Genomic DNA, 14,608 nt, shown 5'->3' with positions numbered 1-14,608 from the left:
CCTTATCCATAAATCTTTACTATGCCTTTGAAATCATATCTTTTTACAACCTTAGCCCTCTTAGCAATCACATTTTCCGCCTGCAAGAAAAAAGGACCTATTGAGCCTAAGCCTGAAGAGGAAGGCCTGAAGGTGACCTTAGAAAACGTAGCGGAAGGACAATATACCGCATCTCCCGGTAGCAGCTATACTTTCCAGGTAAAGATCAATTCTGTCATGCCTGAGGGTGGTGTAAATATCAAAGTGGACGCTATCACCGATCCGGGGGGTATTGTATTCCCTCAGAACCCGGTAGCACCTTCCAAAGACAGTGTTATCAATGTTACCCTGGTGGGACTGGAACCGGTCCGTACAGTAAAGGTGACTATCACCATTACTTCCGGTAGCAACGAGAATAACAAGATCACGAAGACTTTCTGGATCACAAATAAATCAGACGAATAAAGGTAAAATAGTATCACTTCGTGATACGACCTGTTATTATACTTTAGAGCCAGATCCTTTACCAGTAAGGGTTTGGCTTTTTTATTGGGATTAAGAGAGAACAAGCAGCGAAGAAGCAACGAACTAGCGACGAACAAGCGACGAACAAGCAACACAACTGAAACCAGGCTTTCTTAATAGTATTTTAACTTTGCATTTTCCTAAATCATCCTCCGTAATTCTTATTTCTGCATAGCTTTGCACCTGCAGATTAAGCAGCTAAACTATGCGTATAGGAGTGAATGCCTCCTGTGTGTTGCAGGATACCCCTGCGGATACAGGTAATATCATCAGGGATCTACTGTCGGGACTATGCCGGTCACACCCGGAACACCAGTTCATTTTCTTTTTTGATCAGGCTCCGCCGGCAGCTTTACAGTGGCCGGAGAATGTGACAACTGTGGTGGTCCCGCTTGCGGGGCATCGCAGCTGGCAGCAGTACCTGTGGCTGGAATGGAAGCTGGTCAGCGCTATTAAGAAACAACAGTTAGATCTTTTCCTGGGCATGGACGGGAAAATACCTTTACGTAGTAAGGTACCGGCGCACCTGGTGATCAGCGACATGGGCTTTCTGCATGGAGTAGCCGGTATACCGGTTTCCAGACAACGCTTTCTGAAAAAGAACCTGGTCAGGTATATCCGGCAGGCAAAAAAGGTGATTGTGCTGTCGCATACGCTGGAACAGGATATATTGCAGTATGCTCCTGATGCCGCCGCTAAACTGCGTGTATTGCTGCCTGCTATTGACAGCAGTTATCAGCCGCTGCAATGGGAGGATAGGGAGGACGTGAAGAGCACTTATGCCGGCAGCGTGGAGTATTTCGTGGCGGTAGGTAGTATCCACCCGAAAAATAACCTGATGCCCCTGCTCAAGGCATTTTCTGCATTGAAGCGCAGGTTGCATTCGAATATGAAATTGTTACTGGTAGGATCAGAAACAGCCGCTGGTGCGGAAATCACAGGTTCATTACCCTCCTATAAATACCGGAATGATGTGGTGTTAATACCGGATGCCGATCAGGCCAGCCTGGCGGGAATAGTGGCAGGCGCTTATGCCCTGGTGTATCCAACACGTTTTGCAGGAGTAGCGATGCCGGTATATGCTGCTATGCAGTGTGAAGTGCCGGTTATTGCCATGGAAGGCGCAGCAGCAAGGGAAGCGGGCGGAGATGCGGTTCTATATACCGACCCGGAAAACCTGGAAGACCTGGCAGATAAAATGTGCCTGCTGTATAAAGATGAGGAACTGAGAAGCCGACTGCTGGGTAAAATAAAGAAGGCAGGCGGGACAGCGGCATTTGACGCACTGATTATAGATTAGCCAATTAATACTAAATTTGCGGTTCTTAAAATTTGGGAACAACTAATATCATGGGAAAGACATCTACCATACAGATTCAGGTGGGCCTGGACAATGACAGGATACCTGAAAATATAGAATGGAGGGCAACTGACAGCTCTGAGTCAGACCGTTTCCAGCAGGCAAAGGCAATGATGATCGCCTTTTGGGATGGTGGAGACAAAACCGCGCTGCGTATAGACTTATGGACAAAACAAATGATGGTGGATGAAATGGCTGATTTCTTTTTCCAGACATTAATGACCATGGCTGATACTTATCAGCGTGCAACGCCATACAAGGACCAGGCGGATGATCTCCGTGCTTTTGCCAAAGATTTCTATAAGAAATTCGAAGAAAAGCAGAAGGCGGAACAATAAGCCATAACCTTAAAACAACCACATATGTCATTAGAATTAAATGTTAACGCCGCCATCAAGGCAGCGATGCTGGCAAAAAGTGAAGCTGAACTGCGTGCCCTGCGCGCTATCAAAGCTGCAATATTGCTGGCCAAAACAGCAGAAGGTGGTGGAGCAGAGCTGACTCAGGATGACGAAACAAAACTCCTGCAGAAGCTGGCTAAACAAAGGAAAGACTCCCTGGAGATATTCCGTAAACAGAACCGTGAAGACCTCGCCGTAAAAGAAGAAGAGGAGCTGGCAGTGATTGAAAAATACCTGCCAAAACAGATGGATGAAGCGGAACTGAGAACTGCTATTACTGAAATAATCGCCGCAACAGGCGCCAGTTCACCTGCCGATATGGGTAAGGTAATGGGCGTAGCCTCCAAACAACTGGCCGGAAAGGCCGATGGAAAGGCTATTTCCACACTGGTAAAAGAACTGTTGGCTAAATAACCAGGTACCGGATGACTGACCAGACGCGTATTGGCCGGTTATCCGGTATCTCCCTTTTTATCCTATTGAAATCATGGGCATAGATATAGTTTTCGCCATCCTGATGGTAATAGCCATATATAAAGGATACAGCCGGGGGCTTATCGTAGCCGTTTTCTCTTTTATTGCGGTCACCCTGGGACTTGCAGTTGCGTTGAAACTATCCACAGTGACTGCCCTGTATGCACAGGAACATTGGGGGATGCATACCCGTTGGTTACCGGTTTTATCCTTTATTGCACTTTTTGTAGGAGTAGTGTTCGCTGTCAGGTTCGGGGCTACCCTTATCCAGAAGATGGTGGAAGCGGCAATGCTGGGCTGGTTAAACAAATTAGGTGGAATTATATTATATAGTGCTATCTTTATCATCGTATACAGCATCCTTTTATGGATTGCCAATCAACTGTACTGGTTAAGCCCGGAACTCAAGATGCAATCGGTAGTCTATCCCTACATAGAACATCTGGGACCGGTGATGATGAATTTGTGGGGTAAAATCGTTCCTGTTTTTAAGGATATGTTTGAAAATCTACAGTCATTTTTTGACAACGCAGCGAAAGAAATACAATCTACTTAGCTCGCTTCAAAGATTATTTGAATTAATAAAAAGAATTATTTTAGCGCAAAATTGACTTTCAAGCTTTGGCAATGGTTTACGAAATTAAAACACAGGGAAAGTTTAAATTCATTGAGGAAGGGGAGGGAGAGCCATTAGTACTGCTGCATGGTTTATTCGGTGCGATGAGCAACTTCTCTGGTTTGATTGATCATTTCCGTCACTATAATAGAGTGGTGGTTCCGATTTTACCTCTGTTTGATCTGAATATTCTGGATACGTCTGTAGCAGGACTGGCAAAATACGTTCACAAGTTTATTGAGACGATGGGATACACCAACGTGCACCTTCTGGGTAACTCTCTCGGAGGACACGTGGGACTCGTATACCTGCTCAAACATCCTGAAGCGCCTGTTAAATCATTGATACTCACAGGTAGTTCCGGTTTGTTTGAAAACGGTATGGGAGAAACTTATCCTAAGCGCGGAGATTATGAATACATCCGTAAGAAAACGGAGCTGACTTTCTATGATCCTGCTATGGCTACCAAAGAACTGGTAGACGAAGTGTTCGATATCACTACTAACCGCCTCAAGGTGATCAAGATCATCACCCTGGCAAAATCTGCTATCCGCCACAACCTGGGCGAAGAACTGCGTGAGATTAAAATACCTACACTGCTCGTTTGGGGACTGAACGATACTGTAACGCCACCAATGGTAGGCGAGGAGTTCAAAAAGCTCATACCTAACTCAGAACTGCATTTCATCGATAAATGCGGTCACGCACCAATGATGGAGCGGCCGGAAGAATTCAACAAAATCCTGCATCCTTTTCTTGACAAGTTGAAAGATCAATAAACCGGACAACTGTAAAACTGATGCTATAAACCTTGGCGAATAAAGATTTTACGAGAGGCTGTTTCCAAAAGGAGGCAGCCTCTCTGTTTGAAGAAAAAGATTCCCGGTATCTCATGTAACAAACCATAATAAACCGGCGTTTCGTATATATAAACAGTGTACCCGCTTATCATAATTCTTTCGCGTAAAAGCACTGTTCGCGATTCTTTTCTTATTATTGTATCATAATAGTCTAATACACAATGCTGGCAAGAGATCTGATATCAACGGTTGTTCCTATTCTGCATCCACTGGATCCGGGATCTAGGGCACTGCGCCTGATGAATGAATATCATCTGACGCAACTGCCGCTGGTATTGGAAAACAAGTACCTGGCGCTGGTAGAGGAAGATGACATACTGGACCTGGAAGATCCGGAAGTAGCGCTGGAGAATATGGAATACAACGGCCCTAAACCGGCTATTGCAGAGAATGCACATTTCTTTGAAGCCATACGTCTCTTCCATGAAATGAAACTTGCCGTACTGCCTGTTATCAGCCAGGAAAAAGAATATATCGGCGTGCTCACCAAAGACAGCCTGCTGTCTGCGCTGGCACAATACAACGGTGTGAAGGAACATGGAGGTATACTGGCGCTGGACCTTGATCCGCGTGATTACAGCCTCAGTGAAATAGCCCGTATCGCAGAATCAAATGATGTAACACTGCTGAGCGTGAGCACCATTACCAATCCTGCTTCCGGCCGGCTGGAAGTGCTCCTGAAAACAAACCGTCAGGAACTGCATGGATTGCTGGCTACTTTCGAACGTTTCAACTACAATATTAAATATACCATTACGGAAGAGCAGGAAGAAGACCTGCTGAAAAAGAACTATGACCTGCTGATGAATTATATCAGCATGTAATAATTGACGGAATCTTCATCTTCCCTGTTTTGATCTGTCGCATATTACCACTACTTTAACTTCCCGTAACCAACAACTGTTCTGCTGTTCTCAATGAAGCCTATCCGCTATTGGGTATTATTTGTCCTATGCCTGACTATAACACACTACTGTGTGGCGCAGGAATCCGCAACTGTCATCAGTTCGCCGGAAAATGCCTACCTGGTGATCCGTCAGGTGACGGTGAAAGGAAATAAGAAAACCCGTACCAATGTCATCCTGCGGGAATCGGGCCTCGCGCCGGGCGATACGATCTATCTCCGGAACTTATCCACAGCACTTGAGGTCAAACGGAAACAACTGATAAATACCTCCCTTTTCCTGACGGTGCATGTAAACGTAATGAACTGGGAAGGCGATTATGCGGATCTCGTGGTCACCGTATCAGAGCGGTGGTACACTTTTCCGATTCCTATTTTTGAACTGGCAGACAGGAATTTCAACCAGTGGTGGGTAGAGCAGAAGCGCAGCCTGAACCGGGTGAACGTGGGCGTCAGTCTGTACCAGAGCAATCTGACCGGCCGTAATGATGATGTGCGTGCAGAATTCCAGATAGGATATACACAGCGTGTATCACTGAACTATGACCTGCCCTACTTAGACAAGTCTTTCCGGCATGGTATGGGGCTCATCTTTTCCTATAGTCGTAATCGTGAAATCAATGACAGCACAGCAGGGAATAAGCAGCACTTTTTCCGGAAGGATGAATTCCTGAGACAGGTCTATACAGCTGGGTTAAGCTATAGCTACCGCAAAGCGATCAATACCCGCCACCAGGTATTCCTGACCTATACGGCAGAAAAGATAGGCGACTCTGTTGCCATCCTGCATCCTGACTATCTGGGTAACGGACGCAGGGAGATAAGATATCTCAATCTCATATACAGACTGAGATATTCAAAGGCAGACAGCTGGACCTATCCGTTGAAAGGGATATTGTTGCTGGCGGAAGTGGAGAAAATGGGAATAGGTCCGCTGAACGATATCGATCATGTAAGATTAAGGCTGAGAGTAGCCCGCTACTGGCCACTTTTTCATAAGACATACGGCGTAGTGGGATTGCGCGCACAGGCGAAGCTGCCTGCTGATCAGCCCTACCTGAATCAACGGGCAATGGGATACCAGGAGGATTATCTCAGGGGATTGGAGTACTTTGTGGTAGATGGCACCAGCTTTTTTATAGTCAGGTCTACCATGAAAAGAGAGGTGATGAACTTTAATGTGCATCTGCCGCTGGTACCTGCCAAATTCAGCTCAGTGCCCTTTCGTGTCATGCTGAAAGTGTATACGGATGCCGGTTATTCCTACAGTAAACAGTACGGGTACGGCATGCTGAACAACCGCTTTTTATATACCGGGGGACTGGGGCTGGACATTGCTTCTTTTTATGATGCCTGTCTTCGTGTAGAGTACAGTATAAATCAGTTAGGGCAAAAAGGGTTATTTTTACACACTAAACTGGACATGTAATAGCTGCTTTACCTGCAGCGCTATTGAGAACGATTATGCAAATTGCTATTTACAGCCGAGGATTTGTACCAGAAGACCTGCCCATCATCCAGTTATTGCTGGATGAATTAGCACGGGAGGAAATGGAAGCCGTCATTTATCAACCTTTCTGCGAAGCGCTGCAACCACACATCCGGTACAGCAAACCGCCTGCTACATTTTGTTGTGCAGCGGACCTGCACGGACAGGCAGATATCCTGGTCAGCCTTGGAGGCGACGGTACCCTGCTGGATACCGTATGTTATGTGCGGGATACGAATGTACCGGTGCTGGGTATCAATTTCGGAAGGCTGGGATTTCTGGCCAGCATCGGGAAGGATGCGATCAATGCCGTGGTGCAGACATTGAAGCAACGCACCTATGTAGTGGATAAACGTACTTTGCTGCACCTGGACTCCAATGTAGGGCTTTTCGGAGAAGTGCCTTATGCGCTCAATGACTTTACCATCCACAAGAAGGATACTTCCAACATGGTGAAGATCCATACTTACCTGAACGGAGAATTCCTGAACACATATTGGGCAGATGGTCTGATAGTAGCTACTCCTACCGGCTCCACCGGGTATTCGCTCAGTTGCGGCGGACCAGTGGTATTCCCGGATGCAGGCAGTTTTGTGATTACGCCTGTGGCGCCCCATAACCTCAATGTAAGGCCTATCATCGTGCCCGACAATCATGTGATCTCGTTCGAAGTGGAGGGCCGCAGCGATCAGTTCCTGTGTACCCTGGACTCCAGGATGGAAACTATTGACAACACGGTGCAGCTGGCAATTAAGAAAGAAGATTTCAAAATCAGCCTCTTACGTCTTGATGATAACAATTTTCTACATACCTTGCGGAACAAGTTACTCTGGGGCATCGATACGAGGAATAGATCAAAATGATCATATATTAGATGGCTGTTAATTAGCACATTAAGTTTTTTCATTACATTTGTTTGATTTATTTAATACCAAAAGCAGGGATAATCGCGTTTAAGGAATTATCGTCGCGTTAAGCAGTACCGATCTATGGGCAAACCTTACCTTTTTTTCAAGTGTTTCTTAAAGTCCGGCCTCGTAGCAGTGATATCCCTGTTTCTGACGCCTGCCTTTGCGCAGAATGAGCTGACATATACCGGTGAACTGGGTTTTTCAGTAGGCGCGGCTCATTATTTTGGCGATCTCAATACGAGAGGCGCCCTGAATGCTCCCAAGCCTTCTATTGGGATCTATTACCGGAAGTACATGAATGACTACGTGGGTGTGAGGGTCCACGGTCGTTTCATGCAACTGGGATATTCTGATATTTACAATAACAACGATTTCCAGCGCAGAAGGAACCTGAGTTTTAATACCAATCTTTATGAGTTGGGTGTACAGGGTGATTTCAACTTCTTCCGGTTTGAACCGGGCTCTCAATATTATCGTTTTACTCCTTATTTTACCGGCGGAGGGTCGATCTTCTACTTTAACCCTTATGCTTATCTGAATGGCCGGAAATACCACCTGCAACCGCTTCGTACGGAAGGGCAGGGAAGCGCCATGTATCCTGACAGGAAACCTTACAGCCTGACTTCTTTTGCATTTACGCTGGGAGGCGGTTTTAAGTACAACCTGTCCCGCAAGGTGAACCTGGGACTGGAAGTTCTGTACCGGTTTACACAGACGGACTACCTGGATGATGTGAGCACCACTTATGCCGGTACGGCCGTCTTTCCGCCTGACGCTCAGGGACATAATACGGCGGCTTACCTGTTGCAGGACCGTTCTTATGCTACCGGCGACCGTATCGGGATAGCAGGACGTCAACGGGGAAACAGCCGTGATAGGGACCAGTTTGTTACCGCAGAGTTAACTATCGCTGTTTTATTCACCTCTTACAGATGTAAATTCTAGTTTCGCAGTCATGGACAGCCTGTTTGCCGTTCAATAAGGGCAATTTGCCTATTTTGTGAAATTTCTATAACAGGTTTTTGGCGTCAAACTGCGATCAGTAAAGGATTTCGCTGTTAAAACTACGTTAAAACCCCCCATCCCCCTTGGCCGGGAAAGGCATAATTCTATTTTTGTATCTTTGCAAACTTTACTAAAAATCTGTATCGATATATAATCCGCCGGAGATACTCATGAGTTTGAAGGATAAATTAGACTTGCAACGGTTACCACGACATATTGCCATCATTATGGATGGAAATGGCCGCTGGGCGAAAGAGCGTGGCCAGGACAGGCTTTTCGGACACCATGAGGGCGTCGAAAGTGTGCGTAACATTACCGAGGCCTGTGCTGAATTAGGTATCGGGTATCTTACCTTGTATGCTTTTTCTACAGAGAACTGGGACCGACCCGTTTACGAAGTGAACGGGATCATGGAATTACTCGTAAATACCATTCGCAGTGAGGTAGCTACCCTCATGAAGAATAATATCAGGCTGCATGTGATCGGGGACATGAACATGCTGCCGGGCAACTGCAAAACGGAAATGGAGGAGGCAATGACGATGACAGCCCAGAATACAGGGTTGAACCTTGTCATGGCGCTTAGCTACAGTGCCCGTTGGGAGATAGTGAATGCTGCAAAAAATATTGCGCAGGATGTAAAAGACGGAAAACTTGCTCCGGAGGCGGTAACCCCTGAAATGTGGCAGAAATATCTGTGTACTGCCGCATTGCCTGACCCGGAATTAATGATCAGGACCAGCGGAGAATGCAGGATCAGCAACTTCTTATTATATCAGCTGGCATACGCGGAGCTCTATTTTACGGACACCCGTTGGCCGGATTTCCGCAAAGAACATCTTTACGAAGCCATCCTAAATTATCAGAACAGAGAAAGGCGCTTTGGCAAAACAAGCGAACAAATACAGCAGAATGAAGAAATTATTTCCTAAGAGCCTACTGGCCATAGTATTATGTTGCAGTGCCGGCATTCGTGTGTCCGCTCAAAATAAGGACACCATTGCTCCTGCTCCTGACCAGCAACCGGCGGCGGGATTAAGTTTACCACTGGGAAATTCGCAACCACAGCCATACGAAATAGCTGACATCACCATCTCCGGTACCCAATACCTGGATAAATCCCTGCTGGTGTCCCTTTCTGGCCTGAACGTAGGCGACAAGATCGTTTATCCCGGTGGCGACCAGTTTGCAAAGGCTATCCAGGCGCTCTGGGGCCAGCGTTTGTTTGCTAACGTAGCCATTTATGTTACTAAAATAGAAGACGGAAAGATCTGGCTGGAAATAGACCTGCAGGAACGTCCCCGTCTGAATAACTTCATCTTCAGAGGCGTTAAGAAATCCGAAACAGAAGAGCTGATCAAAAAAGCCGCCCTGCGTAAAGGTTCCGTTGTAACTGAAAGTATGAAGCAGAATGCCATCGGCATCATCTCCAAACATTACGCTGATAAAGGTTTCCGCAACGCAGCGGTGACTATTACCGAAAGAGTGGATACCGCGCAGGTAAACGCTGCTGACCTGGTAATAACCGTGGTAAAAGGCGGTAAATCAAAGGTGAACGATATCTTCATCGTAGGTAATAATAACATCGCAGATTCAAAAGTGAAGAAGAAGATGAAAGGTACAAAGGAACGTACCCGCTTCACCCTTCATCCCGATTCTGAACCTGTATGGAGTGATTCAAGCGATGTACAGGAGAATTACTGGAAAACCTTCGGCTTCCTGTATCCTTCCCGTACACTGGATCAGTTAGATCCTTATTTCCGTTTCAAACTGTTCTCTTCTGCGAAATTCAATGAAGGAAAGTATACAGAAGACAAAGAGAAAGTAATTGCTTACTATAATACCCAGGGTTACCGTGATGCCGTGCTGGTAAGAGATACTACCTATACTTCCCGGAATGGTGGTGTGAACGTGAGCATGGAAATCAATGAAGGTAAAAAATACTACTTCGGTAACATTACCTGGAAAGGTAACTCCCGTTACAACGACTCCCTGCTGACCCGCGTACTGGGTATCAAGAAAGGGGACGTTTACAACCAGGAGATGCTGCAGAAACGTTTATTATCTTCCGAAGGTGGCGACATCGGCGGTATGTATATGGACTTCGGTTACCTGTTCTTCCGTGCTGACCCTGTGGAGATCGGTATTCATGGTGATACCATCGACTACGAGATCAGGATCTCTGAAGGTCCGCAGGCTACCATCAAGGAAGTACGTATTGCCGGTAACGAAAAAACCAACGAGCACGTAATTCGTCGTGAGCTGCGTACCCTGCCTGGTGAGAAATTCAGCCGTACAGACCTGATCCGTTCCAACAGGGAGATCGCGAACCTCGGTTTCTTCAACCCTGAGAAGATTGGTATGGACCCGGTGCCTAACATCGCGGATGGTACTGTGGACATTAACTATACAGTAGAAGAAAAAGCAAACGACCAGCTGGAACTTTCTGCGGGCTGGGGTGGTTATATCGGTCTGACCGGTACACTGGGTGTAACGTTCAACAACTTCTCTCTGCGTAACATCTTCAGGAAAGAAACATGGGATCCTTTACCAAGTGGTGATGGTCAGAAATTATCTGTACGTGTGTCTTCCAATGGTAAGGCATACCGCTCTTATAACTTCTCCTTTACAGAACCATGGCTGGGCGGTAAAAAGCGTAACCAGTTCTCTGTGAGCTTCTATAGCAGCTACCAGAATCCGAACGCTTACTCAGCATATATATATGGTAGCACCCTTTCCAACAATGCTTACTTTAAAGTATTGGGTGGATCCGTATCACTGGGTAAACAGCTGAAATGGCCGGATGACTATTTCACCCTGATCTACTCTCTGAACTATCAGCAGTATAAACTGAAGAACTATAACTATTTCAATATCCCTGGTTTCAACAGCGGTACTTCCAACAACATCAACATAAAGCTGACACTGGCCCGTTCATCTGTGAACCAGCAGATCTATCCGAGCAGTGGTTCCAACTTTATGGTGTCCGGACAGTTCACACCTCCTTACTCTGTGTTCAATCCTTCAAGGGATTACAAACTGGAGGCAATCAGCGACCAGTTTAACTTCATCGAGTACCAGAAATACCGTTTCAATGCAGAATGGTATGTACCATTGACCAGACCTAAAGGTTCTGACAACAAGGTATTTGTAATGAAGGTGGCAGCTAAATTCGGTTACATTGGCCGCTACAACAACCGTACAACATTATCACCGTTCGGCCGTTTCGAGCTGGGTGGCGATGGTCTGAGTAACTTTGCTATCTACGATCGTGATATCATCTCCCAAAGAGGTTATCCGGTATACTATACATCCGATCCGAAACAGAACCAGGAAAATGGTCAGCCAAGCGGTTACGAAGGCTTCACTGTTTTCAACAAGTATGTGATGGAGTTGCGTTATCCATTCAGCCTGAACCCAAGCTCTACGATCTTCGGTCTGGCCTTCCTGGAAGCAGCAAACGGTTACAGGGATGTGAAAGATTACAATCCGTTCAGGTTACGTCGTTCTGCCGGTCTGGGTATGCGTTTCTACCTGCCGATGTTTGGTTTGCTTGGATTTGACTACGGTATCGGTTTCGACCGTATCAAGTCTGGTGCTGGCCTGAAAGATGCAGCCAAGTTCACCTTTATGCTCGGCTTCGAACCGGAATAATAGATGCCTGATCAGTCGGGATCACTATTATGTCGGGAATGAACGATTGGTAGTCAATATGTAAGAGAAGGATGAGAGGTGCAGAGATATGGACATAAAGTAGTAGACGGAATAGTGCGTTGAATAAATTTTAAATTATATATTGCAAATTCGAACATTGGTTCCAAATTGGCAGGTAATTTGAAAAAGAGACATATGAAAAAAATATCCCTCATAGCCGCCGTTCTGTTAAGTAGCACAATCACGGCTTTTGCACAGCGTTACTGTGTAATAGATACGAAATACATTCTGGACAATGTGCCTGACTACAAGGAAGCCCAGACTAAACTGGATGCAGTAGCAGAACAATGGCAGAAGGAAATAGATGCGAAATTCCTGGAAGTAGATAAGATGTACAAGTCTTACCAGGCGGAACAGGTGATGCTGACAGAAGAGCTGAAGCACAAACGTGAAGAAGAAATAGTAGCGAAGGAGAAGGAAGCAAAGGACCTGCAGAAAAAGCGGTTCGGATATGAAGGAGATCTTTTCAAGAAAAGGGAGGAACTGGTGAAACCCATTCAGGATAAAGTCTACAATGCAGTACAAAAACTGGCTGCTTCAAGAATGTATGATTTCGTACTGGATAAGTCGGGCGGTATTACTGTAATTTTCTCTGATCCTAAACTGGATAAGAGCGATGACATATTACGTTCCCTGGGTATCAAGAAGGGCACAACAGGCGAGTAAATCTTTTAAACCATTTTATAACCTTAGTTTTAGTAACAAAAGTTTTTTAAACACAGACAACATCATGAAGAAGTATGTAATTATTGCTTTCGTGGCAGTTTCAGGATTGTTCAGCGTAAATGCAATGGCTCAGTCCAAGGTTGGACATATTAACGCACAAGCGCTGATCGAGGCTATGCCGGAAGCGCAGACTGCACAGAAAACACTGCAGCAGTTTGCTGAGGAACTGGATAAAGATGGTAAAGGGCTGATTGAAGAATACCAGAAGAAACTGACTGAATTCGATAAAGGTGCGGCAACAATGACCGATAACATCAAGGAGATCAAAACTAAAGAGATCCAGACTGCACAGAAAAATATCCAGGACTACCAGGAAAGCGCACAGCAGAAGATTGAAGCAAAACGTGCTGAGATCCTGAAACCGATCTACGACAAAGCGCGTAAAGCGATCGAAGATGTAGCAAAAGAAAAAGGCTACGCTTACGTACTGGATAGCTCAGCTGGTATCCTGTTGGTATCTCCTGCAGGTGATGACCTGGCTCCAATGGTTAAAACCAAACTGGGTATCAAGTAATCAGATCAATACTAGTATTACTTAGAATAGATCTGCCCCGGCTTCCGGGGCAGATTTTTTTAGAAAACACTTTACTATTTGATATTTTTCCCTACCTTTGCCTTCCGTTTTAAAAACAGGATTCCGCAATCCGGGATAGTGTTTAGTATAGTACAGGTAAAAACAAAATATTAAAATGAAACGTACTTTTCAACCGCATAACAGACGCAGAAAGAGCGTTCATGGCTTTAGAAAGAGAATGGAAACTGCTAACGGCCGTAAAGTATTAGCTTCCCGCAGAGCGAAAGGCCGTAAGAAATTAACTGTTTCTGACGAGCGGAAGCTGAAATAAGAGAACCGCTGCGTAACTGCATAGCCTCCGTGCTTGCAGGCTTTAAGGCTGGTTCTTGATAGAACAGAATGTATCGCTATTGGGATGATAAATCAGACTTGCCATAAAAACTTATTCTTTTAACAAGGAAGAAAGGTTAAAAAGCAGAAAACTCATTGAAACGCTTTTTCGGGAAGGAAAAGCGTTTTCTGTTTTTCCCTACCGGGTAATTTATATGCCGGTAGATCAACCTGTGAATAAATACCCCGTCCAGGTCGGTTTCAGCGCCTCTACCAGGAAATTCCCCCATGCGGTGGACCGGAACCGTGTAAAACGTCTTACACGCGAATGCTGGCGCCTGCAAAAGCAGGAATTCTATGACGTACTCTCCCGCCAATCCAAACAACTCGCCCTCTTCTTCATCTATACCGACAAGAAAATAGCGCCCTTCGCCACCCTGCACGGCAAAATTTCGGTAATTTTAAAGAAACTGGAAAAAGAAGTAGTGGCGCAATGAAAGTCTTCCAATACATAAGTTACCCGTTTATATGGCTTATCAGGATCTACCAGTGGGGCATTTCCCCGTTGCTGGGTGCTAAATGTCGCTATACCCCCACCTGCTCGCAATATGGGGTGGAAGCCCTGCAGAAATATGGGCTCATCAAAGGCGGCTACCTGACCATTAAACGGATATTGTCCTGCCACCCCTGGGGCGGACACGGACATGATCCCGTACCCTGAACAGGTCCTTCCCAAAGGATACTGCAGCCCGGATGCCGGATAGAAGACTGCCAGATATCAGGATTGATCCGAATGTTTA

The 14,608-nt window shown here is 45.8% G+C and carries 17 protein-coding genes; all 17 read left to right on the top strand.

Going from position 1 to position 14,608, the window contains the following annotated elements; genetic code table 11:
- Positions 1–21 precede the first annotated feature (21 nt).
- The 17 genes from BLR32_RS19625 (at position 22) to yidD (ending at position 14,529) form a co-directional block, all read left to right on the top strand.
- The gene (locus tag BLR32_RS19625; protein ID WP_089834540.1) at positions 22–444 is read left to right on the top strand and encodes a hypothetical protein; all 423 of its coding nucleotides are present in this window, start codon (positions 22–24) and stop codon (positions 442–444) included.
- A 265-nt stretch (positions 445–709) separates the two neighbouring features.
- On the top strand, positions 710–1,804 hold the full coding sequence (locus BLR32_RS19620) for a glycosyltransferase (RefSeq protein WP_089834539.1): 1,095 nt from the start codon (positions 710–712) through the stop codon (positions 1,802–1,804).
- A gap of 50 nt (positions 1,805–1,854) precedes the next feature.
- Complete coding sequence (gene gldC, locus BLR32_RS19615; protein ID WP_089834538.1) at positions 1,855–2,202, top strand: gliding motility protein GldC; 348 nt, start codon at positions 1,855–1,857, stop codon at positions 2,200–2,202.
- A gap of 24 nt (positions 2,203–2,226) precedes the next feature.
- Entirely contained in the window at positions 2,227–2,679 is a 453-nt protein-coding gene (locus tag BLR32_RS19610) for a GatB/YqeY domain-containing protein (RefSeq protein WP_089834537.1), read from the top strand.
- Between the two features lie 73 nt (positions 2,680–2,752).
- Positions 2,753–3,295, top strand: coding sequence for a CvpA family protein (locus BLR32_RS19605; RefSeq protein WP_089834536.1), 543 nt, complete (start codon positions 2,753–2,755; stop codon positions 3,293–3,295).
- Between the two features lie 71 nt (positions 3,296–3,366).
- The gene (locus BLR32_RS19600; protein ID WP_089834535.1) at positions 3,367–4,134 is read left to right on the top strand and encodes an alpha/beta fold hydrolase; all 768 of its coding nucleotides are present in this window, start codon (positions 3,367–3,369) and stop codon (positions 4,132–4,134) included.
- Positions 4,135–4,376: 242 nt separating this feature from the next.
- Positions 4,377–5,039 carry a CBS domain-containing protein gene (locus tag BLR32_RS19595; RefSeq protein ID WP_089834534.1) on the top strand — a complete coding sequence of 221 codons (663 nt, stop codon included), beginning with the start codon at positions 4,377–4,379 and terminating at the stop codon, positions 5,037–5,039.
- A 153-nt stretch (positions 5,040–5,192) separates the two neighbouring features.
- Positions 5,193–6,548: a BamA/TamA family outer membrane protein gene (locus BLR32_RS19590; protein WP_176842352.1), complete on the top strand. Its 1,356-nt coding sequence runs from the start codon at positions 5,193–5,195 to the stop codon at positions 6,546–6,548.
- Between the two features lie 35 nt (positions 6,549–6,583).
- On the top strand, positions 6,584–7,471 hold the full coding sequence (locus BLR32_RS19585; RefSeq protein WP_089834532.1) for an NAD kinase: 888 nt from the start codon (positions 6,584–6,586) through the stop codon (positions 7,469–7,471).
- Positions 7,472–7,597: 126 nt separating this feature from the next.
- The gene (locus tag BLR32_RS19580; protein ID WP_089834531.1) at positions 7,598–8,464 is read left to right on the top strand and encodes a DUF6089 family protein; all 867 of its coding nucleotides are present in this window, start codon (positions 7,598–7,600) and stop codon (positions 8,462–8,464) included.
- A 230-nt stretch (positions 8,465–8,694) separates the two neighbouring features.
- The gene (locus BLR32_RS19575) at positions 8,695–9,456 is read left to right on the top strand and encodes an isoprenyl transferase (RefSeq protein ID WP_176842351.1); all 762 of its coding nucleotides are present in this window, start codon (positions 8,695–8,697) and stop codon (positions 9,454–9,456) included.
- Positions 9,437–12,178 (top strand): BamA/OMP85 family outer membrane protein, encoded by a 2,742-nt coding sequence (locus BLR32_RS19570; protein WP_089834530.1) that lies wholly within the window; start codon positions 9,437–9,439, stop codon positions 12,176–12,178. Before BLR32_RS19575 ends, BLR32_RS19570 begins: the two co-directional genes overlap by 20 nt.
- 195 nt (positions 12,179–12,373) lie before the next feature.
- Positions 12,374–12,904, top strand: a complete 531-nt coding sequence (locus BLR32_RS19565; RefSeq protein ID WP_089834669.1) for an OmpH/Skp family outer membrane protein — start codon at positions 12,374–12,376, stop codon at positions 12,902–12,904.
- A gap of 64 nt (positions 12,905–12,968) precedes the next feature.
- Positions 12,969–13,478 carry an OmpH/Skp family outer membrane protein gene (locus BLR32_RS19560; RefSeq protein ID WP_176842350.1) on the top strand — a complete coding sequence of 170 codons (510 nt, stop codon included), beginning with the start codon at positions 12,969–12,971 and terminating at the stop codon, positions 13,476–13,478.
- 175 nt (positions 13,479–13,653) lie between these two features.
- Positions 13,654–13,809 (top strand): 50S ribosomal protein L34, encoded by a 156-nt coding sequence (gene rpmH, locus BLR32_RS19555; RefSeq protein ID WP_012788729.1) that lies wholly within the window; start codon positions 13,654–13,656, stop codon positions 13,807–13,809.
- Between the two features lie 91 nt (positions 13,810–13,900).
- A complete protein-coding gene (locus BLR32_RS19550) occupies positions 13,901–14,305 on the top strand; it encodes a ribonuclease P protein component (RefSeq protein WP_317042842.1) in 405 nt (134 codons plus the stop codon).
- Complete coding sequence (gene yidD, locus BLR32_RS19545) at positions 14,302–14,529, top strand: membrane protein insertion efficiency factor YidD (RefSeq protein ID WP_089834527.1); 228 nt, start codon at positions 14,302–14,304, stop codon at positions 14,527–14,529. Before BLR32_RS19550 ends, yidD begins: the two co-directional genes overlap by 4 nt.
- Positions 14,530–14,608 lie beyond the last annotated feature (79 nt).

The sequence above is a fragment of the Chitinophaga filiformis genome (genome assembly GCF_900102545.1).
In the GTDB taxonomy this organism is placed as follows: domain Bacteria; phylum Bacteroidota; class Bacteroidia; order Chitinophagales; family Chitinophagaceae; genus Chitinophaga; species Chitinophaga filiformis.
The sequence above is the reverse complement of the archived record's forward strand: the minus strand, read 5'-3'. Positions and strand labels throughout refer to the sequence as shown.